20 protein-coding genes and 1 pseudogene are annotated in these 22,739 nt (G+C 59.1%); 15 read left to right on the forward strand and 6 right to left on the reverse strand.

Annotation, left to right across the window (positions count from 1 at the left end):
- The first annotated feature begins 464 nt into the window (after positions 1-464).
- On the forward strand, positions 465-1,316 hold the full coding sequence (locus HL653_RS10355; RefSeq protein WP_171744458.1) for an IclR family transcriptional regulator: 852 nt from the start codon (positions 465-467) through the stop codon (positions 1,314-1,316).
- 87 nt (positions 1,317-1,403) lie between these two features.
- Here HL653_RS10355 and HL653_RS10360 read toward each other — a convergent pair whose 3' ends face one another.
- The gene (locus tag HL653_RS10360) at positions 1,404-2,780 is read right to left on the reverse strand and encodes an MmgE/PrpD family protein (RefSeq protein ID WP_171744459.1); all 1,377 of its coding nucleotides are present in this window, start codon (positions 2,778-2,780) and stop codon (positions 1,404-1,406) included.
- Between the two features lie 539 nt (positions 2,781-3,319).
- Here HL653_RS10360 and HL653_RS10365 point away from each other — a divergent pair.
- Both HL653_RS10365 and HL653_RS10370 read left to right on the forward strand, forming a co-directional pair.
- Positions 3,320-4,210, forward strand: a complete 891-nt coding sequence (locus tag HL653_RS10365) for an NAD(P)-dependent oxidoreductase (RefSeq protein ID WP_171744460.1) — start codon at positions 3,320-3,322, stop codon at positions 4,208-4,210.
- A gap of 90 nt (positions 4,211-4,300) precedes the next feature.
- Positions 4,301-5,929, forward strand: a complete 1,629-nt coding sequence (locus HL653_RS10370; RefSeq protein WP_171744461.1) for a GMC family oxidoreductase — start codon at positions 4,301-4,303, stop codon at positions 5,927-5,929.
- 84 nt (positions 5,930-6,013) lie between these two features.
- On the opposite strand, the gene HL653_RS10375 is transcribed toward HL653_RS10370, so the two are convergent.
- The 4 genes from HL653_RS10375 to HL653_RS10390 all read right to left on the reverse strand — a co-directional run bounded on the left by HL653_RS10375 (position 6,014) and on the right by HL653_RS10390 (position 9,527).
- On the reverse strand, positions 6,014-6,982 hold the full coding sequence (locus tag HL653_RS10375) for an alpha/beta hydrolase (protein WP_171744462.1): 969 nt from the start codon (positions 6,980-6,982) through the stop codon (positions 6,014-6,016).
- Positions 6,983-7,393: 411 nt separating this feature from the next.
- The gene (locus HL653_RS10380; RefSeq protein ID WP_171744463.1) at positions 7,394-7,777 is read right to left on the reverse strand and encodes a cupin domain-containing protein; all 384 of its coding nucleotides are present in this window, start codon (positions 7,775-7,777) and stop codon (positions 7,394-7,396) included.
- A gap of 11 nt (positions 7,778-7,788) precedes the next feature.
- On the reverse strand, positions 7,789-8,649 hold the full coding sequence (locus HL653_RS10385) for a carbon-nitrogen hydrolase family protein (RefSeq protein ID WP_171744464.1): 861 nt from the start codon (positions 8,647-8,649) through the stop codon (positions 7,789-7,791).
- Positions 8,646-9,527, reverse strand: coding sequence for a 3-keto-5-aminohexanoate cleavage protein (locus HL653_RS10390; protein ID WP_253717871.1), 882 nt, complete (start codon positions 9,525-9,527; stop codon positions 8,646-8,648). The genes HL653_RS10385 and HL653_RS10390 overlap by 4 nt, the downstream gene beginning before the upstream one ends.
- A 416-nt stretch (positions 9,528-9,943) precedes the next feature.
- Here HL653_RS10390 and HL653_RS10395 point away from each other — a divergent pair, with 416 nt between their 5' ends.
- The 7 genes and pseudogenes from HL653_RS10395 to HL653_RS10425 all read left to right on the forward strand — a co-directional run bounded on the left by HL653_RS10395 (position 9,944) and on the right by HL653_RS10425 (position 16,279).
- The gene (locus HL653_RS10395; RefSeq protein WP_171744466.1) at positions 9,944-11,302 is read left to right on the forward strand and encodes an MmgE/PrpD family protein; all 1,359 of its coding nucleotides are present in this window, start codon (positions 9,944-9,946) and stop codon (positions 11,300-11,302) included.
- A gap of 34 nt (positions 11,303-11,336) precedes the next feature.
- Positions 11,337-12,107: a short-chain dehydrogenase/reductase gene (locus HL653_RS10400; protein ID WP_171744467.1), complete on the forward strand. Its 771-nt coding sequence runs from the start codon at positions 11,337-11,339 to the stop codon at positions 12,105-12,107.
- Positions 12,108-12,152: 45 nt separating this feature from the next.
- Positions 12,153-13,052 (forward strand): NAD(P)-dependent oxidoreductase, encoded by a 900-nt coding sequence (locus HL653_RS10405; RefSeq protein WP_171744468.1) that lies wholly within the window; start codon positions 12,153-12,155, stop codon positions 13,050-13,052.
- Positions 13,053-13,143: 91 nt separating this feature from the next.
- Entirely contained in the window at positions 13,144-13,689 is a 546-nt protein-coding gene (locus HL653_RS10410; protein ID WP_171744469.1) for a VOC family protein, read from the forward strand.
- A 60-nt stretch (positions 13,690-13,749) separates the two neighbouring features.
- Entirely contained in the window at positions 13,750-14,475 is a 726-nt protein-coding gene (locus HL653_RS10415) for a carboxymuconolactone decarboxylase family protein (RefSeq protein WP_171744470.1), read from the forward strand.
- 103 nt (positions 14,476-14,578) lie between these two features.
- Positions 14,579-14,896 (forward strand): putative quinol monooxygenase, encoded by a 318-nt coding sequence (locus HL653_RS10420; RefSeq protein ID WP_171744471.1) that lies wholly within the window; start codon positions 14,579-14,581, stop codon positions 14,894-14,896.
- A gap of 46 nt (positions 14,897-14,942) precedes the next feature.
- Positions 14,943-16,279, forward strand: a pseudogene (locus HL653_RS10425) (NAD(P)/FAD-dependent oxidoreductase).
- 428 nt (positions 16,280-16,707) lie between these two features.
- On the opposite strand, the gene HL653_RS10430 reads toward HL653_RS10425, so the two are convergent.
- A complete protein-coding gene (locus HL653_RS10430; protein ID WP_171744472.1) occupies positions 16,708-17,481 on the reverse strand; it encodes a glucose 1-dehydrogenase in 774 nt (257 codons plus the stop codon).
- Positions 17,482-18,110: 629 nt separating this feature from the next.
- Here HL653_RS10430 and HL653_RS10435 point away from each other — a divergent pair.
- The 5 genes from HL653_RS10435 to HL653_RS10455 all read left to right on the forward strand — a co-directional run bounded on the left by HL653_RS10435 (position 18,111) and on the right by HL653_RS10455 (position 22,731).
- On the forward strand, positions 18,111-18,965 hold the full coding sequence (locus HL653_RS10435) for an SDR family NAD(P)-dependent oxidoreductase (protein WP_216599970.1): 855 nt from the start codon (positions 18,111-18,113) through the stop codon (positions 18,963-18,965).
- Positions 18,966-19,046: 81 nt separating this feature from the next.
- Positions 19,047-20,480 (forward strand): aldehyde dehydrogenase family protein, encoded by a 1,434-nt coding sequence (locus HL653_RS10440; protein ID WP_171744473.1) that lies wholly within the window; start codon positions 19,047-19,049, stop codon positions 20,478-20,480.
- A gap of 20 nt (positions 20,481-20,500) precedes the next feature.
- Positions 20,501-21,343, forward strand: coding sequence for an SMP-30/gluconolactonase/LRE family protein (locus HL653_RS10445; protein ID WP_171744474.1), 843 nt, complete (start codon positions 20,501-20,503; stop codon positions 21,341-21,343).
- A gap of 51 nt (positions 21,344-21,394) precedes the next feature.
- Positions 21,395-22,102 carry a CoA transferase subunit A gene (locus HL653_RS10450; RefSeq protein ID WP_171744475.1) on the forward strand — a complete coding sequence of 236 codons (708 nt, stop codon included), beginning with the start codon at positions 21,395-21,397 and terminating at the stop codon, positions 22,100-22,102.
- Positions 22,102-22,731, forward strand: coding sequence for a 3-oxoacid CoA-transferase subunit B (locus HL653_RS10455; RefSeq protein ID WP_301337973.1), 630 nt, complete (start codon positions 22,102-22,104; stop codon positions 22,729-22,731). The genes HL653_RS10450 and HL653_RS10455 overlap by 1 nt, the downstream gene beginning before the upstream one ends.
- Positions 22,732-22,739 lie beyond the last annotated feature (8 nt).

Consider the following 22,739-nt stretch of genomic DNA (forward strand, 5'->3'; position numbering starts at 1 on the left):
GTTAGTGCGACATTGTGGGATTTTATGATGGAGACTCGAGTTGTGGTCAATAGCATCGAGACAAAATCCTACTTTGCGGGATAATGTGTCAGAGTTGACCGTGTCGGAACGCCGCGCGCGCCGTCAACTCTGCATCTGGGAAACTGCAGGAGATGCGGGCTGGCTTCCCATAGCATGGGGATTTTGACCGGTGATCATCGGTAACGACGGTAAGGTGCAGTACTGCGGCCATAAATTCGAGATGCATAAAGTCTCACAGTCTGGCATACTGCTTCGTCCCGGATACCTTTTATGCCTCGATGTCCGATAGCCGAGGTCTGGGATAGGGTTACTCCCTTATTAGACGATTGGCGCGACGAGACGTTGAGCTTATGGCTAAACGAGATGACCCCTCCGCAATGGAGGCGGCAACGGTATCAAAGGTGGAGTTTCTGAACTGCCACCGCAAAGTGGGTAATTAATCGATGGCTACAGCGGAAATTGAGGTGCTGGATGATGAGGGGCCGTTGCGCAACGTCAACGAGGGTCGGGATTCTTCAAACAGCCTTACTAAGATGCTGGGCATTCTCGATCTGTTTGTCCCGGACAGACCCATCTGGTCTACCAACGACATCATTCAGGCGTTGGAGACGTCACGATCGACAGGCTATCGCTACATCAAGGCATTGAATAGTGCGGGCCTCCTCAGCGCGGTTGGCAACGGCTATTATGTCCTGGGCCCGCGCATCATTGAACTGGATCTTCAAATCCGCGGCAGCGATCCATTGCTGCAAGCGGGAAGGGGGGTTCTCGAGCAGCTGGTGGACTTGACCGGGCATTCCGCCCTTTTGTGCATGCTGTATCGCAATTCAGTCCTGTGCATTCGGGAGCAGCTCGCGCCACTGAGCCCTGATCATCTTTTCAGCCGCGGACAGCGCCGATCGCTCTTTCGTGGGGCGATTTCCAAGGTCATCCTGGCTTACCTCCCGAACCATCGCCTGCGGAGCATCTTCAAGCGTAATGAGGAGGATGTAGCTGCGGCAAATCTCGGGAAAAGCTGGAGTGAATTTCGGGAAGCACTCGCACAAATCCGAAAAGACGGCCATGCCATCACCTATGGCGAGTTCAATCCCGGGGTGGTGGGCATCGCCGCGCCGGTCTACAACAGCGAAAATGTCATCCTAGGCAGCGTCGGTATTGCACTTGCCCGTGAAGAATTGAGCGACGTTGACGTCAACCGGTTAGTCATAGCGGTCAAAAGAGCTGCCCGAGAGATAACGACCCGCACGACCAATGCGATACCTGGAATGGATCTTTTGCCGCGCGCCGTCGGATAGTTGCCTGCAACCCGCATGTGAACGGGATCGGCGGGAATGCGGCAAGGCCCGGGGGTTTTCGGTCCCGGGCCTTGCCGCATGTTAGGATCAGGCGTCGCGCAGAGACGCGAAGTCAAGGTGAGAGGTCGGCAGGTCGCGCGGTGAGGTGAGATCAATCAGTGCCTGTGATCGATCGAACAGGATCCGCGCATCGGCCTCGTCGTGGGTCCGCTTGGTGCAGTCGCGGAACTTCTCCCACAACTCCTCCGTCGGAAGTGGGTCGAATGCGTGACCGCGCACTGTTTCAATGTCGCCGGTGTCAAGGGTCGTGCCATCCGTCAACGTCACAATCACGCGCTCCGATGGAGAGTGGGCGGGATCTCGGCTGTCATATTCGTCCACGCCGATCAACTCGACCTTTGGAAAGAACGCCTGGATGTCGGGCCGCTGCACTACGCTGTCACTAAGTTCGTCGATCCCCATGCGGCGAAGGATTACCGCGGCCGCCATCGCGAAATGCTCGCTGAACTTGGCCTCGAGCCCGGTCTGGGGGCGCTCGTTGACCAGGACCGCCGTCTGCCCGCGACCCATTGTCACGGAAACGCCCTCAACATTGTCGGCCTTGACGTCATGCGCTTCGAGCAGCTTCAAGGTTGCATCGAAGGATCGGTGCATGAAATAGCAGGTCGGATAGCGCTTAACGCAAAGCCGATGGCTCAGAAGGTGCCAATCTTTGCCGAGGTCGGAAGGTGAATCCCAGTCGGCGTCATTCTCGGCCGAAAAGGCAGTTAGGAAGCCACGATGATGCTCGAGGGCAACCCTCGAGGCCGTCATCCCGCGACTCGCGAGGCGCGCCGAGAGGAGGCCATTTCGTGCCGCCATGCCGGCATGATAAGGCTTCGTCATCGTCCCAAAATTAACGGCGAGACCGCCGGCATGGCTGGCGGCGAGAGCGAGGGCGGCAGATGCACGCTCAGCGGGGAGCTTGCGTAGCGCGGCAACCGCAGCGGCAGCACTGACGGATCCGAAGACCGAAGTCGGATGCCAACCCTTGGCATGATAGTTACGCGCGCGGCGTACCAATTCGGCCCAGACTTCATAACCCGCAACATAGGCGGTGATGAGATCCTTGCCTGACGATCCGAGATGCTCGCCTTCGGCCAACAGGGCCGGGACGAGGATGGTGCTCGGGTGCCCTGTCAGTGCTTGGTCGTCATAATCGAGCGCATGGCCGGCTGTTCCGGAAAGAAGGGCGGCATCCGGGGCCGATGTCACAAACTGCGACAGGCACGCCCGCGCCTCCTTCGGATGCGCGCCTTCGGACAGTTCGTCATGAAGGATTTTGACCACAGGCTCGCCGATGCCGGCCATAATCACACCGATCGTGTCGGTGTAGGCGTCACGTGCGAGCGCTTGCGCTTCAGGTGGAAGGATTTCGAAGCGGACGTTCTCGAGGAATGTCCCAAGATCAGCGGTCAGCGGCATGCAGGGGTTCCAGATATTCGACTGTGATGCCCGATCGGGCTATGCACAAAGGGTAGAGGCGAACAATATCCCGCCATTTAGGATATTAGTCAATAAGGCGTGATGTGAGGCTGCTGTAACGGGCGCGCACATTTGTGCGCCTGCAGCGAGACCAGGCGCCAATGCCAACCAAAATCCGGGAGCCCGCTTTCGGAAGCAGTGATAATCTAGATTAAAATCAACTTGTTGTGGCGAGTTGGTCGCCTACGCTCCCTAGCGCTCATGCCGCAGGTTTTGTCCAATGCACTCTGGCGCCAATACCGAGGGGTGATGGGGAAACCGGGCGATACCTGGGAAAGGGGACGGCTGTTACGGGTTCCAAAGCGGAACGAGGGGGGCAAGGAAAATTAAACTTGCACTATTTGGGATTCGTTGCAATCCTCCGAGCGGCGGTGCTCCACCTTGCGCGCCGTACATCTCGTTCGGAGAGGTTACCCCACCGACGGGGCGAAAGGTCAAGAATGTCACGAGAGGGAATCGGTTTCATCGGGCTGGGAAGCATGGGTGCGCCCATCGCCAAGCGTTTCCTCGACAGTGAGTTAGCGCTGACAGTCTACGACATCGATCCAGCCAACCTCGCGCCTTTTGCCGCAGGCGGGGCAACGATTGCGACTTCGCCGAAGGATGTCGCCGACAAGGCGGACATCGTGTTTTCCTGCCTTCCTTCCACGGCAATCTGTCTCGATGTCGCACTTGGCGAGAATGGCGTCGTCCATGGCAGCAAGATACAGACCTATGTCGACACCTCGACAATCGGGCTGCAGGTTGCTCGGACGATCGCCGAGGGCCTTGGCCCCCGAATTGGCTTCCTCGATGCACCCGTGAGCGGGGGGCCACCGGGGGCTCGCGCGGGAACGCTCGTCACCATGGTTTCCGGGCCACAGGCTGCCTATGATCGCGCTCTGCCAGCCTTCGAGATCATCGCAAAAAGCATCTTCTACATTGGGCAAAGCGCGGGCCAGGCCCAAATTGCCAAGCTGGTGAATAACCATCTCTCGGCTGCCGGCCGTATCGCCACTTTCGAAGGTCTGGTTCTCGCGCTCAAGGCAGGTCTCGACCCCAAGGTTCTCATCGATCTCATCAATGTGAGTTCAGGTCGCAACTACACGACCACCGACAAGGTACCCGACGCAATTCTCTCGGGTACTTTTAAGTTCAATGGCCGCCTTGCGATCAGCATCAAGGATCAGACCTTGCTCAAGGAGGAGGCGGAAGCGCTCGGCGTTCCGCTTTGGGTCGCGCCCCGCTTGCTCGAGACTCTTAAGGAAGCCGCAGACGACGGATATCTAGACCAGGATAGCATGCTGCTGATCCAATATATGGGCGAGCAGGCCGGCATCGATGTGCGGGCAATCATGACCGCCCGGCAGGACGGTGCGCAAGCCACTTAATAGTCCGGGTCCTTCATCCGTGCGAGCATGTCACGCCGCAGGGATCAGGCGTACTCCGACAAGTCTGAAGAACGAAGGATGAGCTCCGTCATGGAAGCCTACGATTATATCATCATCGGTGGTGGATCCGCCGGTTGCGCCCTGGCCCGGGGGCTCACCGATGATCCCCAAAACAAAGTCCTGATGCTCGAAGCAGGCCCGCATGCGAACAAATTCTGGGTGCGCACGCCCGCCGGCATGGCCAAGCTTTATTTCAATAAATTGCGCAACTGGAATTTCTACACCGAGCCCATGACGATGCTCAAGGATCGGCGCATGTACTGGCCGCGCGGTAAAACGCTAGGGGGCTCCAGTTCAATCAACGGGATGATCTTCATACGCGGCCATCCGGGCGATTTTGATGGCTGGCGCGATCGTGGTTGCCCCGGTTGGGGCTATGAAGAGGTGCTCCCATATTTCAAGCAGATGGAGCATTTTGAACGTGGTGGTGATCCGGCCTATCGCGGAACTGGAGGGCCACTCTGGATAAGCGATCCCGTCATCAAAATGAAGAGCAGCGAGGATTTCATTGAAGCGGCGACGCGGCTGCAGATCCCGCTGACCGAAGACATGAACGGCGAGGTTCATGACGGCGTCGGGTTCATGCAGCATACCATTCGCCATGGAAGGCGGCACTCCGCTTACAACGCATTTGTTGAGCCGGTGCTTGGACGGGCCAATCTTACCGTCCAGACGGACAGCTCCGTGGAACGTATTTTGTTCGAGGGCCGCGAAGCTGTCGGCGTCGAAATCCTTTACAAGGGACAGCGCAGGATCATTCAAGCAGCGCGCGAGGTGATTCTGTCGGCTGGCTCGCTCAAATCCCCGCAACTCCTGATGGTCTCGGGCGTGGGCCCGGAAGAAGAGCTGCGCAAGCATGGGATCGAGGTCCGACACGAGCTGCCCGGAGTGGGGAAAAATTTGCAAGACCACTTCTACGTACATACTGGTTGGCGCGCTACGCCTGACAGTTCTTACAACATCAATATCACGGGCCTTCGCAAATATTGGGAAGGTTTCAAATATCTCATGACGCATAAGGGGTTTCTTGCGCTGGGATCCTCGCAGGTTGCTGCCTTTATCAAGGCAAAGCCGGAGGAGAGCTATGCAGATCTGCAGATCAGCTTCCGACCAATGACCTTCAACTACTTCCCTAACGGTGAGGTTCGGGTTGAAAGCTTTCCTGGCCTGGGGGTTTCCGTTTTCCAGCTCCGGCCAACTGCGACCGGAGCTGTCACGCTCGCCTCGGCCAAGGCTTCTGACAGGCCGCTCATGACGCCGAACTTCCTGACGACCTCTTATGATGCCGAGACGATGATCGCGGGGATCCACAAGATCCGGCAGATCATGTCGACAGAGCCGATCAGGTCACGGGTGGTTTCTGAGGAAGTGCCCGGGCCGCATGTAAAGACCGAGGATGATATCTACCGCTACATGGAAGTTACCGGCAATTCAGCCCAGCATCATACGAGCACATGCAAGATGGGCCGCGACGAACTCGCCGTGGTCGATGAGCGTCTCCGTGTCCATGGTCTGGGACGCCTACGTGTTGTCGACGCCTCGATCATGCCGTTCGTGACCTCCGGTAACACCAACGCTCCCACTATCATGATCGGCGTGAAGGCAGCCGATATGATCCGGCAGGATGCGACTCCAAGGCGACCTCTCCCGCCTAGCTGAGCCACGAGCCGGACCTTCCCGGGGCCAATCTCAACGGCCTCGGGAAGGTTCTTTTTGCGACCATTCCCCTTACTGGAATGAAATTTATTGGCTTGAGAGCGTCGATGGGCACGATCCAAGCATGTGCGCAATGCCAACGATGAGGTCGCCTTCCGCCCGCATTGGGACGCTCGTCGTGGGAAGTGCCTCGAATCCATGGGCTGCGTCAGGATAGAGGTGAAGTTCCGTCGGCACGCCGGCGGCTACCAGTTTGCGCGCGAATTCGAGATTTTCATCGACGAAGAGATCAAGGCTTCCCACAAGCATCAGCGTCTTGGGAAACCCGGAGAATTCTTGTAACAGCGAAGGGCTAAACCAGGCAGCGCGATCATCGTCGATCCGATAGCTGCCTTTCAGCTTCTCCCAGGCGAACAGGTTGTTTGAAGCGGTCCAGACAAACTCGCCCGCCGTCGAATTCCCGGGCGGCACGTCAGGCCCGCCGGTGCGATGGTCAAGCATCGGATAATAGAGCGCCTGGCCCACGATGGCGAACTCTGCGCAATCACGCGCCATGATCGACAGCGCCGCCGCCAATCCGCCCCCAGCGCTGTCTCCCAGCACAATGATCCTGCCGGGGTCGATGCCGAGTTCCTCTGCATGGACGACAGCCCAGGCCAGGGCATTGTAGCAATCCTTCTCAGGCTCGGGGAACGGATGTTCGGGCGCCAGAGGATATTCGACGGCAATCCCTACCGCGTCCAACGCCTCACACAGCGTGGGTAAGGATCTGCCGGCAGTCTGGCGGAACCGCAGGTCGTGCTGCCACCATGCATGTGCAGCAGCAGAGGATGATCGGACATGGGGGGCGGCTATTGATAGATGCGGTTCCGGGGTCTTGCAGGAGCCTGTTAAATCCGCATGCAACACGAGCGGCGCTTGCGGGCTGGTGAGTGCCGGCTCGGACCGGGCCATCTGGCGGCGAACATCGGGCAACAGTCTATCGAACAGCATAAGTTCCGGCATGTCGCTTACGATCAGTCTGAAATCTGGATGCAGCAGGTGGTGCGAACGCATCGCCTTATCCAATTTCTGCTAGTCCAAGCCTTCCATCCGACCCTCAAGCTCTTTTATATGGAGATAGAGAGCTTGGCTGTGCCGATATCGTGATGACTGAGGATTTATAAGGTCGCGATCCTACCAAGCCGGATCTGAAGCTGATCTTCAATTCCCTCGTCCACAAAGCAGCTGCGAGAAGGTCGTGCGATGATCCGCTTGACCAGGATCCATATAGTGTGTCCATGTCCACGCAAGACGCGATATGAATATAGCCGTCCCTGCCAAAGCACGTTCCCGATCCAACCAGTGGCTCTCATTGGGACGCGTAGAGCGGCCGATGACGGGGGCGTGTATGAACCGCTTCCATCTGAAGACCACTGCTGCGGGATAAACCCGATCGCTTTGATTGGCACGCACCCGATCATCTCGTCATTCCTCGGTGAAGAAGCGATTGCCGGCATCGAACTTGTTGGGCTTGAGGAAGATCGAAAGGATGACGGCACCGTTCGGGGCGTGGGCGATATGCCGGTTCCCGCCGGGCCGCCATACATAATTGCCGGCGGTGCAGGCCCCATCCTCGTCTTCGAGCGAGCCCTCCAGAACGTAAGTTTGCTCCAGAGCAGTATGCTCATGGAGGGGCACCACCGCGCCAGGCGCGAGCTTGAACAGGATCGTCGAGCGACCCCGATCGTCGCTGTAGAGAAGTTTCATCTCGATCCCGTCGAACGAGGTCGGCTGCCAGTCCATCACTGAGGCCTGGACGATGTGCGAGACAAGCTCAGGCGGGTTCATCTCTTTGGTCGACATGGTCATTTATCCTCTCCTCAAACCATTTCTGCGACGGGCGATATGACCGCAAACTCTGGGTTGGTAGCAAGGCTGGGAATGCGCGCACGGGCCTTATGGCTCGCTTCGACGTCAATGGCGGCTGCGCAGAAGCTTCCGCCTTCTTCTCCGCATTCGGCGATGACGGTGCCCCAGGGGTCGATGATCCGGGTATGCCCATAAGTGTGCCAATCGCCAGGATGCACGCCGGTGGTCGCTGGGGCAAAAACATAGCATCCCGTCTCAATCGCCCGGGACCGAAGCAGGGCATCCCAGTGCGCTGCACCCGTTTCAGCGGTAAAGGCTGAGGGAACGACCAGAATATCCGCTCCGGCCCGTGCAAGTGCGCGATAGAGATGGGGAAAACGTACATCGTAGCAGATCGACATGCCGATCCGCCCGAATGGCGTCTCTACAACGACAGCCTCGCTGCCGCCCTTATAGTGGCGGGATTCGCCCACCACTCGGCCGTCTGCAAGCCGGGCATCGAACAGGTGAATTTTGTTATAGACACCCGCGATCGTTCCGTCTGGACCGATCAGGAAACTTCGATTGGCTAGGCGCGCCTGTGGATCACCATCCCAGAGAATCACGAGGCTGCCGATCAGCAGCCATATGCGGTGCGCAGCGGCCTGATGGCGGAGCTCAGCCAGCACTGCGCTGTCGGCTTCACGCGTTGCGGAACTCCGCATCGATCGGCTGTCGCGATCGAGATAGGTCGCAAACTCTGGTAGCGCCACGAACTGAGCCCCATCGGCGACCGCTGCTTCGATCAACCGCGCGATCTCCTTGAGATTCTCCTTTAGGATATTGCCCGGCGTCAGTTGAAGGCACGCCGCTTTGAAGACCACGGTCGTCACGGCTTTGTCAGTCCAAGCATTTCGCGGGCCTGGGCGGGGGAAGCGACATCGCCGCCCAGAACACGTACGATGCCAACCGCCTTCTCGACCAACTGGCCGTTAGACGTCGCCTGAACCCCCTTCTCGATATAGAGATTGTCCTCAAGTCCAACACGGACATGGCCACCCAGAAGGAAGGATTGTGCGACCATCGGGAATTCTGTGCGGCCGACGCCGAATGCGGCCCAGACGGCATCATGTGGCACCGCGGACTTGAAGTAAGAGACCATTTCGGGCGTGGCAGGCGCCCCCCACGGAATGCCGAGCGCGAACTGGAAAATGGAATCCGGACGGACCGTACCGTCCTTGATCATCTTCAAAGCAAGAGCGAGATGGCCGGGCTCGAAAATCTCGAGTTCAGGAAGCACGCCTGCCTCGCGGATGCCTGCAGCGATTACTTCGATTTGGGCCGGTACATTGATGAGAGCCCCCTTGCCAAAGTTGAGCGAGCCCATGTCGAGGCTGCAGATTTCAGGCTTGAGTGCCACGATATGCTGAACGCGCTCTGCTGGGGTCCGCAGGTTCGATCCCTCGCCAACAGTGTTGTCCTTCTCGACGCTGGGGATAAAGCGCGCTCCCGGACCCGTGGTAAGGTTCAGGATCACATCGACAGAAGAGGCACGAACAAGCTCTACCACTTCGGTATAATAGGCCAGTTCCAGGCTGGGCTTGCCGGTTTCCGGGTTCCGCACATGAACATGGGCGATCGCCGCACCGGCGTTTGCTGATTCGATGATCGCATCGGCGATCTGGCGAGGCGTGACCGGGACCTGAGGGAATTTGGATGCGGTGTCGTCACCGCCGGTGACCGCGCAGGTCAGGATAGTTGCAGTGCTCACGCCAGTTTCCTTCGCAAAATGCGCCGCGGGCCCTGGCAGTCCATCCGGCGAAGCCAAATTATAAAGCCCCTCCGAGGGTCCCGGCGCTACCGGTGTTACTATCATTCAATTCCCGAATGGCGGGATTTTGTCAACATCGGCGGGTCAGGTATCGGAAGAAGGACTTACTGACAATGTGCAGGTGGTGGGGCGCTCGATCGCTAAGCGAATGGCAGAAGAGGCGGTAACATATTGATAAAGGCAACTTTTCATTCATTCTCCGGTGTATGTTGAGCGGCATTGGCATGACGATAAGGGTTGACGACAAATCCCATACTGTGCAATTTCAGTCAATATGATGCCCCTCGTTGGGCAACAATAAGGAATCAGCGACGCTCAGGTTTGGTGCGGACGCGTCTTGGAAAGGAGCTGAGAAGGTGGCGGACTCGTTCTCCGACGCAGGACTTACGAGTCGGATCGTCGCTATCGTCGATGCTTTGGATTATGGGTCGTTGCCCCCGTCCGCTCAACGGGAGTTGGTCAGGGCATTGGTGAATGCGATAGGTTGCACGATCGGCGGCGCAGACCATCCTCTTGTCGACGTCGCGTACGAAGCTCTTTTCGAATTTTTCGGTCCGCCAACGTCCGTCTTGCTAGGGCGAGGCGTACGCGCCGATGGGTTGAGTGCTGCGCTGCTCAATGCCCTGTCGGGTGCAGCTTACTCGTTTGATGACACCTACTCTAACGCTATGTTGCATCCCGCAGGCCCGATTGCGAGCGCGCTTATTGTCATTGCGCAAAGACAGCAGATTGACGGGGCAACCTTCCTTTCTGCTTTTGCTGCAGGTCTTGAGTTCGCGTGCCGCCTCACGAAAGCGATCGCGCTAGAGCCCGCCGAAGGCGAAATGGGCTGGTCGCAAACGGGGGTGGTGTGCGCCATGGCCGCAGCGCTGGCCTCAGGCAGGCTGCTCAAGCTTGATCAACGCGCTCTGGCGAGCGCGCTCGGGATCGCGGCGTCGCAAGCCTCCGGAACGCGTTCCACGCACGGTAGTATGGCGGCTTCGCTGATTTTCGGCAATGCCGCGCAAAACGGTCTGCGCGCCGCGCTGCTGGCAGCGAGAGGCTTCACTGGTCCCGACACCGCACTGGAGGATCGCTTCGGCATCCTCGCTCTCTTTTCGCGGAAAGCCTGTCAGGAGAGCATGATTGTCGGTTTCGGAGTAGATTTTGAGCTGCTGCATCTCACCTATAAGCCGTTCCCATGCGGCATGGTCATTCATCCCGTGCTGGATGCCGTACTGCAACTGCGCAAAGCCTATGACATAACCGGTCCGAACGTCGAACGCGTTCTGGCGCATGTGAGCAGTCAGGCCATCAAATTCGGCTGGCATCCGGCGCCTCGCAATAGCCTCGAGGCAAAAGTCAGTCTCCATCACTGGATTGCGGTTGGGTTGCAGACCGGGCGGGCGGGGCTCGCCGAAGGCAGAATGGAAATGGTCGAAGATGCCGAAGTGCTTGCGCTTCGCGAGCGTATCGAGCTCGCCGAAGACGAAGCTTTGGCGACGGATGCTGCGCGCGTTGCCGTCATCACGGTAGATGGCGCTCGTCATGAACTTGCGGTCGACCATTGCGTCGGGAGCGCAGAGCAGCCGATGTCGGACGAGCAAATTTCTCGCAAGTTCATGCAGCAAGTGGGACCCATTATCAGCGAAACACGTGCGGCGCTGTTGCTCGAGCAATGCTGGGCGCTGTCTCAAAGTGCCGATGTCGGGGCCATCATTGCAACGGGAATGTGAAGGTCGCCGAGCGCGCGACGAAACGGAGTAAACAATGGATCTGGGTCTCAAGGGAAAGCGCGCGTTGGTGACTGGCGCATCCAAGGGCATCGGCGCGGCCGTCGCGCGTTCGCTCGCGAAAGAAGGGTGTAACCTTTACCTGGTCGCACGCGACATCGAACGTCTCGAGGCGCTCAAGGTCGAACTTGGCGCGATGGGTCCTCAACTGTCTGTCGAGGTGCTTGAGATGGACATGCGCGCGCCCGATGCCTCCCAGACCGTGGCTCGGGCCGCCGGCGCGATCGATATCCTCATCAACAATGCCGGTGACGTTCCGGGTGGCACGGTGCTGGAGATCGATGAGGCCCGCTGGCGCCAGGCGTGGGACCTCAAGGTGTTCGGCTATATCAATCTCGCCCGTGAGCTGTACCGGGAGATGACGGCCAGCCGTCATGGCGTGATCGTCAACATTGTCGGCACGGCGGGCGAGCGCCCGCGCGGCAATCATATCGCCGTCGCCAGCGGCAACGCGGCGCTTTTGGCCTTCACCCGTGCGCTAGGCCTCGAAAGCGTTGAGTCCAATGTGCGTGTGGTCGCGATCAATCCCGGGGCTTCCGAGACCGACCGGCAGATCGTCCGCTGGAAGGCGCGCGCCAAGGACCAGCTAGGCGACGAGGAACGTTGGCGCGAACTGGTTGCCGACTTCCCGTTCGGAAGGCTCGCCAAACCAGAAGAGATCGCTGACGTCGTGACGTTCGTCGCTTCGGACCGCGCGTCCTACATGTCTGGCACAGCCGTGACCGTGGACGGCGGGGGTCATCACTGAAACGCGCCCGAGGTTGCGCCAATTTGTCGATACCGGAGGACAAGGGTGAGTAAGAAAGTCGGAATCATTGGCCTAGGCGCCATGGGTAGTGGGGCGGCCAGGCGCCTCGTCGAAAAGGGTTTCGACGTCGCAGTGTTCGACGTTCGGGCTGAACAGATCGAGGCGCTCAGCGCGTGTGCGCCCGCAAGCTCGCCGGCCGATCTTGCCGCAAAGAGCGACATCATTCTCGCTTTCCTGCCCTATAGCCATCAGGTCGAGAAGGTGGCGCTGGGCGCAAATGGCGTGATCGAGGGCGCGCGACCCGGCTCCATCTTCGTCAACATGAGCACGAGCGCGCCGTCGACGACACAGAGGATCGCTGAGGTTCTGGGCGAGAAGCAGATTGCCGTCGTGGGTGCGCCCATGAACGGCGGTCCCCATCTGGCCTTATCGGGCGAACTGGCGCTCGTCGTCGGCGGCGAGGACGATGCCGTCGAGACATGCCGGCCGGTACTGAGCTGCCTCGGCGAGATCCGCCATGTTGGCGGTGTGGGGGCGGGCGAGGTCGTCAAGATCATCAACAATCTCCTGCTGGCGATCTGCACGACCGCCAATGCTGAGGCGTTGGTACTGGGCGTCAAAGCCGGCATCGACCCTGACAAGCTTGTCGATGCGATCGTTCACGGCGTCGGCTCCAATCACGCCATGCGTAAGCAATATCAACAGCATGTGCTCAAGGGCGACTTCGGCGAGAATGACCTCTTCTCGGTCGACTTCATGCGCAAGGATCTGGCGCTGGCGCTCGACCTCGGCAAGGAACTCAAGGTGCCGTTGATGTACGGCGCGATGGCGGACCAGATGTACCAGGCCACCCAGGCGAAGGGACGCTCCGCCAACTATCACCCGGTCGTGGTGACGCTGCTGGAGGAACTGGTGGGTGTCGAGGTGCGCAGCAAGAACAAATGACGGCAACAGAGCGCGTGCCGCGCGCTCCGGGAGAATGAGAGTGACAGCTTTAGATATCGATGGCCTGTTGCCGCCTATGCTCGGACGGCGAATGCAGATCGCTTTTGCCGTGAAGGACCTCGATGAGACGTTGCGGTTCTGGACAGAGGTCATGAAGGTTGGACCCTTCGTGGTGATCGACAACTCGGTCGCGGGGCGGCGGGTGGTCTATCGCGGCGAGGAAACCGGCATGGATTCCTCGCTCGCCTTCTCTTATGTCGGGGATGTCCAGATCGAGATCGTCCATCAGACGAACGATGAGCCCTCGCCATTCAAAGATTTTCTCGACAGCGGTCGTGAAGGCCTACAGCATATCGCGTTCTGGCCCGCAGATTTCGAGGGCGCGTGCAGCCAGCTCGAACAGCTTGGGTTCCGCGAGATCCTTTCCATGTATACCGACGACGGCGCGCGCAACGTCGTATATTACGAAGCGCCGCCGCATGTCGGTGTGATGGTCGAGATCGTGCCGTGGACGGCATCGCGTCAGGCCTATTTCAGCCGGATTCAAAACCTGACCCGAAACTGGGACGGGACGCGTCCTGTGCGCCGTTTCGCCAGCCGGGAAGAATTCCTCGCTACCGGCGAAGGCACCGAGTGATCCAAGCTGTTCCGTCATCCGGCGCCGATGCGCAGCGACTATCCCATGAAAGTAGACCCTATGGATGACCTTGCCAGCCTGGCTACCCAGTTTCCCGCTTCCGATCGTGCCGAAATCGTAAGGGAGAAAGGCGAGGCCTTTTTTCAGGCCGTTGATGGCTTCTGGGGGGCTGTCTATCGGTCCCCACATTTGACGCTGCGGATGAAGGAGCTCGTAATGGTGGCGCTCCACGCTTCTTCCAGCTCCCTCAACGCCGATGCGATCAAGCGGCACACGCAGCGTGCGATCGCTGCCGGGGCGAGCGAAACCGACGTGATCGATGTGCTCGTGACCATCATTCCGCTCGCCAATCATCCCCTGTATATCGGAATCCCGATCCTAATGGAGGAGCTCGAAAAGGCGGGGCAGGGAGATCAGACCCAGATGCCAGAGATGCTACCCCACATCCTCGCGATCAAGGAGAATTTCGTTCGGTCACGCGGCTACTGGACGGCGATGCGTGACACGATCGGCAGCTGGATGCCCGAGTATTTTGCGTCCTTCATCAACGCCTGCATGGAACCTTGGCGGAGCGGTTCTCTCACCCCCGCTGAACGCGAGCTCATGTATATCGCGATCGACTGCTCGATCACCCATACCTACGAGCCCGGCATGCGCATGCACATCCAGAATGCGCTGCGCTACGGCGCAACCCGCGACCAGATAATGGAGGTTTTCCAGCTCGCCGCCTTGCTCGGAACCGAGGGCTATGTGCTCGGCCTCACCGCCATGACCGATCCGGTCTGAAATTTCGTGTCCGATGCCGACGTTGCCTAACGTCGTTGCCGGGCACGCCATCCACCCCAAACAGGGGGCGCAACGACGCCGCCCCAGTCGAGGAGAATGCCTGATGAGCCAGAATATAACGCTCGCCGACAATGGTGAGGTCGCCTGCGTGGCGATTACTGTCGCAAAGCCTGGGTTTGAGGCCCGGGTCCGCAAGGCACTGGAGGATTTGATAGATCCGGTGCGCGCCGAGCAAGGCTGCCTCCAATATGATCTCCATGTCGATCTCGATAACGACGGCCGGTTCGCGTTCGTTGAACGATGGACCAATCTGGAAGACTTCAACGCTCATTGCGTGGCGCCGCACATCAACGATTATCTCGAACTCACCAATGGCTGGCTCGCGGATGCCCAGCACTTCCCGATGAGGCGGATCGGCTGATCTCCTTCGGTGGGAGTTGCGTCACAGGTAGTGGCGCAGCTCCCACCTGTCTGCGTCGAAAGCAGGGGGCACGGTGCAAAAGACACAGATCGTCATCGTCGGGGGCGGTGCGGCGGGTTTGGAACTTGCGCGTCGCCTTGGGGCTAGGTTCGGGCGCAAACGTCACGACATCATTCTGGTGGATCGGAACCGGACGCATATCTGGAAACCGCTATTGCACGAAGTGGCGACAGGCTCGCTTGATGCCAACATGGATGAGGTCGGGTACCGCAGCCACTGCCATCGGTGGGGATATCGATACTTTCACGGAACATTGGCTGGTATTGATCGCAAGCGCAAAAGGGTGCGGTTAGCAGCTGTTGTCGATCCGGCAGGCAAGGAGATCATCGGCGCCCAAGAATTGCGTTACGATTACCTCGTGCTGGCGTTTGGTTCCGTGACCAACACCTTTGGCACCCCCGGGGTGCCAGAAAACTGCACCTTCCTCGATACTCACGCGCAGGCAGATGTCTTCCGGGACCGATTGCTCGACCACTGCCTTGGCGTGTCTCGCGCGATGATGGCCGATCCACGCTCAGATGCCCGGGTTCGCGTGGCGATCGTCGGCGGCGGGGCGACAGGCGTAGAACGGGCAGCAGAGCTTGTGAACGCGGCCGACGCGCTGAACTAGCACGGCCTCGAAGTATTCGACCGGAACCGCATGGACATCATTCTCATCGAAGCGAGCCCCCGGATTTTACCCGCCCTGCCGGAATGGCTCTCAGACGGAGCGAACTCGTCACTCGAAGCACTGGGCATCAAGGTTCTGACGGCGACCGCAATCACCAAATCCTCAGCTTCGGGATGACCACGGCAGGCGGCGAGGTGATTCAGGCAGACCTCCAGATCTGGGCCGCGGGCGTCAAGGGTGCGCCAATCGCGCAGGGGGTCGATGGATTGGAGCTATCCCGGAGCGATCAACTGGCTGTGCGTCCCACTTTACAGACGACTCGCGATGACGAAGTCTTCGCAATGGGGGACTGTGCTTTCTGTATCCTCCCAGACTCTGATCGACCGATACCGCCACGCGCGCAGGCGGCGCACCAGATGGCAGCATGCGTTTTCGACAATCTGAACAGGATGATGAAGGGAAAACCGCTCGTCCGTTTCACCTATCGGGATCACGGCTCGTTGGTGTCGCTGAGCCGCTATTCGGCTGTCGGCTCACTGATGGGAAACCTTGTCGGCGGCCGGATGGCCGTCGAAGGCAGGCTGGCCCGGCTCGTCTATGTGACGCTCTACCGCATGCACATGATCGCGATTCATGGTTGGCTAAAGGGCGTGGGGCTGATCATGCTGCGCCCGATCAATCGATTGACCCGGCCCCGGCTCAAACTTCACTGAGCGGACGAGAGTCGGAAAAATGTCAGATAGAGCGGCGTCAGGTGGACCAACCGTTAAGGTTGACCAAGATGTGGCTGGAGCGTGACGCTGTTCGAATTTTCGCAGGCAAGGAGTAGACGGACCCTTGCTTCGAGCCGAACGACGAGGGACGTCCGCAATGTCTCGCCCGCCATGATCTTCCTCCAGCTGTTATAGCTGATGCCGAAGCGATCATTGAGGCATTTGTCAGTCTTGGTCCCTACGAGCCGCTGCATCGCCTCGACAATCTCTTGGGACACATGATCGGTCGTCGGTCCGCGGTCCGTCATCCGGTTCGTCATCCTCCATCCGGAGTACGATCTTAGGTGTCCAATCCCTCGAAACTGGACTGTGTGCCGGTCCGGATCATCGAGCGCTGTCTCAATGATCCGGAAGCATTCACGTATTGCCTACATGCCGGCGGTTTGACCACCGTCCATGACGAGCGCGTGTCCGGTCATGAACGCAGTGTCGTCGGAGCAGAGCCATAGCACCGCGCCGGCAATCTCTTCCGGTCGGCCCATGCGGCCGACGGGCTCCTGGGCAATCATACGCTCGCGGCCTTCGTCGGTGTTGTGCGTGAAGCGGCCGATCATCGGGGTATCGATGATCCCAGGGCAGAGCGCGTTGATGCGGATATTCTGGCCCGCATATTCAATCGCCGCCGCCTTGCTCATTGAGGTTACGCCGAACTTGGATGCGCAATAGACTGCCTGACCCTGGATCGCCGTTACGCCGGCACCAGAAGAGGTGTTCACGATCGCTCCCTTGCCGTTCTTCAGCATGATCTCAAGCTGATACTTCATGCAGAGAAACACGCTGGTCAGGTTGACGCCGATGACGCGATGCCAGAGATCCTCCGGGACGTCGGCGAGAAGGCCCACAGGCTGCTCGATGCCGGCGTTGTTGAATGCTGCGTCGAGCCCGCCAAAGGTTTCGACGGTTTTGTTGAGCGCCGCCTGGACTTCGTCGCTCTTCGTCACGTCACACTTAATGCCCAGCGCTTTGCCGCCCGCCGCCTCGATCGCCGCGACGGTTTCGTCCAAGGCGCTTTTAGCGATGTCGATGACTGCCACGCTGGCACCTGCCTGCGCGAATGCAAGCGCGGTAGCCCGACCAATCCCGCTCCCCCCGCCGGTGACGAAAGCGACCTTGCCGCTGAACTTTTTGCTTTGCGCTTCCACGGTATCCTGCTCCTTTCAAAATTGCATTCTTGATATTGGCGGCCTCGGCAGCGACCTTCCGCCAACGAAACGCGGGCATTCCAGATGGCGAGAGATGGATAGGTTTGCCGATCGACCGCCCTTTATCCCAAGGCGCTCCCCGCGGCTTGTCCTGGACTGAATTTCCTCGCGCGCCTTGTTGCAAGCTACAGTCAAATCCGCAGCATTGGCATTCATGTTATCCCGCGATTTGAGATTGGGTCAACAGATTTTCTCGGCCGGGCCTGCGAACCTGTCGGCCATCGCAAACCTCGCTTCAACGAATGCGTTTTGATCGCATCGGTGGTCTGCAAGGTTCAGGAAATGAACGCGAATGGCGGCAATAACTCGGGCGTTGGGCAAATTTTGCCCAACGCCGGGAAACTGTGACTGAAGAGAGGTGGCAAGGAGGATGTCCTGCCCTGGCGAGGAAAAACGAGTTCTGCGATCTAAAACAAATCCCACTAATTGACATTATAGGACGCAGGCCCTACCGTTTTTTCGCGCGGTCAATTCCAGCTTGGCGCTTTCTCGAGACTCAGCCTCAGCGGCGTAATCCGAGTTGCAAATGCCCTGAGGCGGAGCTGCTGCGAACGGTGCGGCGCAAGAGCATGTTTAACGTTGATAATGGTGAGGATCACATGACTGAAGGCCCAGCTACCCATGCTCCGCAGGATTCCGGCGTCCCCGCCCAAGCGCGCGATTTTTCGGTTGTGGGCAGAGTGGTCGTCATCACCGGCGCGGGGCAGGGCATCGGTCGTGAACTTGCCCGCCAATTTGCCGCTGCCGGAGCGGTACCCGTGGTGGCTGACATCAATCTGGCGACGGCTCAGACAGTCGTTGAAGAGATTGAGTCGGCGGGCGGCAAAGCGCAGGCTGTTCGTGTCGATATCGCAGACAAGGCGTCGGTTGACGCCATGGTCGCAGCCATTCTCGACGCGCAGGGCAAGATCGATGCACTCGTGAACAATGCTTCCATCTTCGCAACGCTTGAGAAAAGGCCATTCTGGGAGATCCCATACCCTGAATGGGAACGGGTAATGTCCGTCAATATCACGGGCACCTATCTCAGTGTGTGCGGTGTCACGAAGACAATGCGCGAGGCCGGGTCCGGTCGGATCATCAACATCTCGTCAGATTCAGTGCCAAGGGGCACGATGAACTATCTCCATTATGTGACGTCCAAATCGGCGATCATCGGCATGACGAACTCGATGGCGCGAGAGCTTGGACCGGATGGCATCACCGTCAACTGCATCAGGCCCGGGAGCGTTGCGACGGAAGTCGATCGCGCTGTCAACCCAACCGCGGAGGTTCGCCAGCGCAACGCCGCGCTTCAGTGCATTCCTCGCGGCATGGTTCCGACCGACTTGGTCGGTCTCATCATGTTTCTTGTGACCCCGGCTGCATCTTTCATCACGGGCCAGACGATCGCATGCGACGGGGGTTACACGCACAGCAGCTAAGGCTGGCCAAGGCGACAGCGCAGGGTCGGGATATCGGCTTGAACACAATGGCATGCCCGCAGCGGGCAGGAGCAGGCTCAAATGAAACATTATGGACAATTCTACATCGGCGGCGAATGGGTCGATGCGTCGGGTGCCGACAGGATCGAACTGATCAATCCCGTCACCGAGCAGGTCTTCGCGACGGTGGCGCGGGGGACCGAAGCAGACGTGGATCGCGCCGTTAAAGCTGCGAGGCAGGCCCTGCCGGCCTTCAGCGCGACCCAGAAGGAAGAGCGAGTGGCCTTGCTCGAGCGGATCATCGCCGAGGTCCAGTCACGCGAAGCAGAACTGTCTGCCGCGGTCACGCAGGAAATGGGTTCGCCGGTCAGCAATAAGACCAACTTCAACGCAGGCATTGCCTCACTCAAGCAAGCGGTCAAGACGCTCAAGGCTTACGAGTTCGAAGAGGAACTCGACGGCAACATCATCCGGCGCGAGGCCATCGGCGTTTGCGGCCTGATCACGGCCTGGAATTGGCCGGTTCAGCTTCTCTGCACCAAGGTCTCCTCGGCGCTCGCTGCGGGCTGCACGGTTGTCCTCAAACCGAGCGAGTTCACGCCTACCTGCGCGCTCATCTTCGCCGAGGCGCTTCATGCTGCAGGCGTACCCAAGGGGGTGTTCAACCTGATCGTTGGGCAGGGCACGGTCGTCGGTACGGCTCTGTGTGCCCATCCCGACATCGACATGATCTCGATCACTGGCTCTACGCGGGCGGGTATCCAGGTCGCCAAGAATGCAGCCGATACGGTCAAGCGTGTCACGCAGGAACTTGGTGGTAAATCGGCCAACGTCGTCCTGCCTGATGCGGATTTGGCGGCTGCGGCCAAATGGAACGTTGCACGCGGCTTCGGCAATTCGGGCCAATCCTGCCATGCGCCTACCCGAATTCTCGTCCAGCGCGACCAGGTGGAGCCGTTTCTCGATCATCTGCGGGCGGAAGCTGCACAGGTCCGAGTCGGCGATCCTCTCGATCCCACGACCGACATCGGCCCGGTTATCAATCGGTCACAGTTTGAGGCAATCCGTAAGTATATCCGCATCGGGATTGAAGATGGCGCCCGCCTGGTCTGCGGCGGTCCCGACCTGCCCAACGGCATCGAGAAGGGTTTTTACATTCAGCCCACTGTGTTCGCCGGCGTAAATCCGCAGGATCGCATTGCGCAGGAAGAGATTTTCGGTCCCGTGCTCGCGGTCATCGCCTACGATACCGAAGACGAAGCCGCTGAAATCGCCAATTGCACGCCCTATGGACTTGGCGGGTTCGTATTTGCGGGCGATCCCAAACGTGGCCTTGCGATGGGCCGGCGGATCAGGGCCGGACGCGTTTCGCTGAACGGTGCCGCAGCCACGCCCGCCGCACCGATGGGAGGCTATGGTCAGTCCGGCAACGGCCGTGAAATGGGCGTTTTCGGATTGGAGGAATATCTCGAGGTGAAGGCTTTGATCGGGTTTCCCGAGCAAGCCTTTGATTAACGGCGATCGGGAGAGGATAAATGAAAGAGATAATTCCGACTAAGCTCGCCGATGACTTCATCTTTCTCGAGGCGCCCCGCTGGCACGGGGGCAAGCTTTGGGTGCCTGATGTCTTTGATCAGAAGCTTTATCATGTTCAGCCGACCGGTGAGAAATCGGTGGCGATGGATAATTTGCCACCTGTCCCGAACAGCCTTGGGTTTCTCGCTGACGGAACACCCGTCATCATCTCCTCCTTCGACCGCCGTATCATGAAGGTTGTCGATGGCCACCTGGAGGTGTTCGCTGATCTAAGCGCTGCCACCCCGCATCATCTCAATGATTTCTCGATCGATGATGAAGGTCGCATCTACGTCGGTAATTTTGGCTACGACATTCACGGTGGCGCGGATCAAGAGCCCACTGACCTACACATGGTCGATACCGAAGGCACTGTGCGAACCGTGGCGACGGGACTGGAATTTCCGAACGGATCGGCGATCATCAATGATGGACGGACCTTTGTCGTAGCCGAAACCTGGGTTGGCAGGCTAACGGCTTTCAATCGCGCGCAAGACGGTACACTTTCTAACCGGCGGCTTTATGCCGATCTGGACGGTCGGCAGCCGGACGGCATCTGCGCGGATGCAGAAGGCGCGATCTGGGCGTCCTGCTTCAATACCGGCGAAATTATTCGCGTTCTCGACGGCGGTGAGATCACGGATAGGATTCAATTCGAAGGCAGTGCGATCGCATGCTGCCTGGGCGGCGAGGATGGTCGCACCCTGTTTTGCAGCACCTATGTCGGCACTATCCCGGACCAAATCGCGAAGAAGCGGCACGGGGCGCTCTTTACTGCTCGGGTTGAGGTCGGACGTGCCTGACCCCAGCATTCATCTTAGCGGAACCGCCGATCTTGGCACGACGAGGCTTGCATGAAAAAAGTGTTCCCTGACGCTGGGACGGCGCTGGATGAACTGTTGTTTGACGGGATGACGATCGCTGCCGGCGGTTTTGGGCTGTGCGGTATTCCCGAGTTGCTCATTACCGCGATCAAGCAGGCGGGAACGAAGAATCTGACCTTCGCGTCGAACAATTGCGGCGTCGATGATTTCGGACTGGGCCTTTTGCTGCAGACCCGCCAGATTCGGAAAATGATCTCCTCCTACGTGGGCGAGAATGGCGAGTTCATGCGGCAGTATCTGTCCGGCGAGCTTGAACTGGAGTTCGCTCCCCAGGGAACCTTGGCCGAGCGCATGCGGGCAGGGGGAGCCGGGATTCCGGCTTTTTTCACGCCAACCGGTGTCGGTACGCTCGTTGCTGAGGGGAAGGAAGAGCGCACGATCAAGGACCGTCGCTACATACTGGAAGAAGGGATCGTTGCTGATCTTTCGATCGTCAAGGCTTGGAAAGCAGACGAAACCGGCAATCTGGTTTTCCGTAAAACCGCCCGTAACTTCAATGTACCGGCTGCTACCTGCGGACAAGTCTGCGTCGCCGAAGTCGAGGAGATTGTCCCTGTCGGCAGCCTTGATCCCGACCTCATCCATCTGCCTGGCGTGTATGTCCATCGCATCATAACCGGCCCGCATGAAAAGCGGATCGAGCAGCGAACCGTTCGCTCGCTTGAGGATGCGTCATGATCGGCTGGACAAGAAACGAGATGGCCGCACGCGCTGCGCTGGAACTGCAGGATGGCTGGTATGTCAATCTCGGCATCGGCATCCCCACGTTGGTCGCGAATTACATTCCTGAGAATGTTCACGTCACCCTGCAGTCGGAGAACGGCATGCTGGGCATGGGCCCTTTCCCCCTGGCGGGAACGGAAGACGCCGATCTCATTAATGCCGGCAAGCAGACGATCACCGAGGTTCCCCAGACGGCCTATTTCGACAGTGCGACCAGCTTCGGCATGATCCGGGGCGGCAAGATCGCAATGGCCATCCTGGGCGCGATGGAGGTTGCGCAGAATGGCGACCTGGCGAACTGGATGATCCCCGGCAAGCTCGTGAAGGGCATGGGCGGGGCGATGGATCTCGTGAGCGGGGTGAAGCGCGTGGTTGTCGTCATGGACCACACCAGCAAGGCCGGGGAATCAAAGATCCTGCAGGCCTGCACGTTACCGCTTACAGGGCAGGCTGTCGTGAACCGGATCATTACCAATTTCGGTGTCCTTGACGTCGTTCCAGGTGGCCTCGAGCTGATTGAGCTGGCTCCCGGCGTCGATGAAACGACGCTTCGGGCAGCCACCGACGCAACGATTGTGGCGTGATAATCCTA

Source organism: Sphingomonas sp. AP4-R1 (genome assembly GCF_013113735.1).
Taxonomy (GTDB): Bacteria; Pseudomonadota; Alphaproteobacteria; order Sphingomonadales; family Sphingomonadaceae; genus Sphingomonas_I.

Bases quoted from the DNA above. Each gene is read 5' to 3' on its own strand.
- HL653_RS10420 (WP_171744471.1), top strand. From the start codon at position 14,579: ATGAGCCAGAATATAACGCTCGCCGACAATGGTGAGGTCGCCTGCGTG.
- HL653_RS10355 (WP_171744458.1), top strand. From the start codon at position 465: ATGGCTACAGCGGAAATTGAGGTGCTGGATGATGAGGGGCCGTTGCGC.
- HL653_RS10415 (WP_171744470.1), top strand. From the start codon at position 13,750: ATGGATGACCTTGCCAGCCTGGCTACCCAGTTTCCCGCTTCCGATCGT.
- HL653_RS10400 (WP_171744467.1), top strand. From the start codon at position 11,337: ATGGATCTGGGTCTCAAGGGAAAGCGCGCGTTGGTGACTGGCGCATCC.
- HL653_RS10445 (WP_171744474.1), top strand. From the start codon at position 20,501: ATGAAAGAGATAATTCCGACTAAGCTCGCCGATGACTTCATCTTTCTC.
- HL653_RS10410 (WP_171744469.1), top strand. From the start codon at position 13,144: ATGCAGATCGCTTTTGCCGTGAAGGACCTCGATGAGACGTTGCGGTTC.
- HL653_RS10375 (WP_171744462.1), bottom strand. From the start codon at position 6,982: ATGCGTTCGCACCACCTGCTGCATCCAGATTTCAGACTGATCGTAAGC.
- HL653_RS10440 (WP_171744473.1), top strand. From the start codon at position 19,047: ATGAAACATTATGGACAATTCTACATCGGCGGCGAATGGGTCGATGCG.
- HL653_RS10450 (WP_171744475.1), top strand. From the start codon at position 21,395: ATGAAAAAAGTGTTCCCTGACGCTGGGACGGCGCTGGATGAACTGTTG.
- HL653_RS10370 (WP_171744461.1), top strand. From the start codon at position 4,301: ATGGAAGCCTACGATTATATCATCATCGGTGGTGGATCCGCCGGTTGC.
- HL653_RS10360 (WP_171744459.1), bottom strand. From the start codon at position 2,780: ATGCCGCTGACCGCTGATCTTGGGACATTCCTCGAGAACGTCCGCTTC.
- HL653_RS10435 (WP_216599970.1), top strand. From the start codon at position 18,111: ATGTTTAACGTTGATAATGGTGAGGATCACATGACTGAAGGCCCAGCT.
- HL653_RS10365 (WP_171744460.1), top strand. From the start codon at position 3,320: ATGGGTGCGCCCATCGCCAAGCGTTTCCTCGACAGTGAGTTAGCGCTG.
- HL653_RS10380 (WP_171744463.1), bottom strand. From the start codon at position 7,777: ATGACCATGTCGACCAAAGAGATGAACCCGCCTGAGCTTGTCTCGCAC.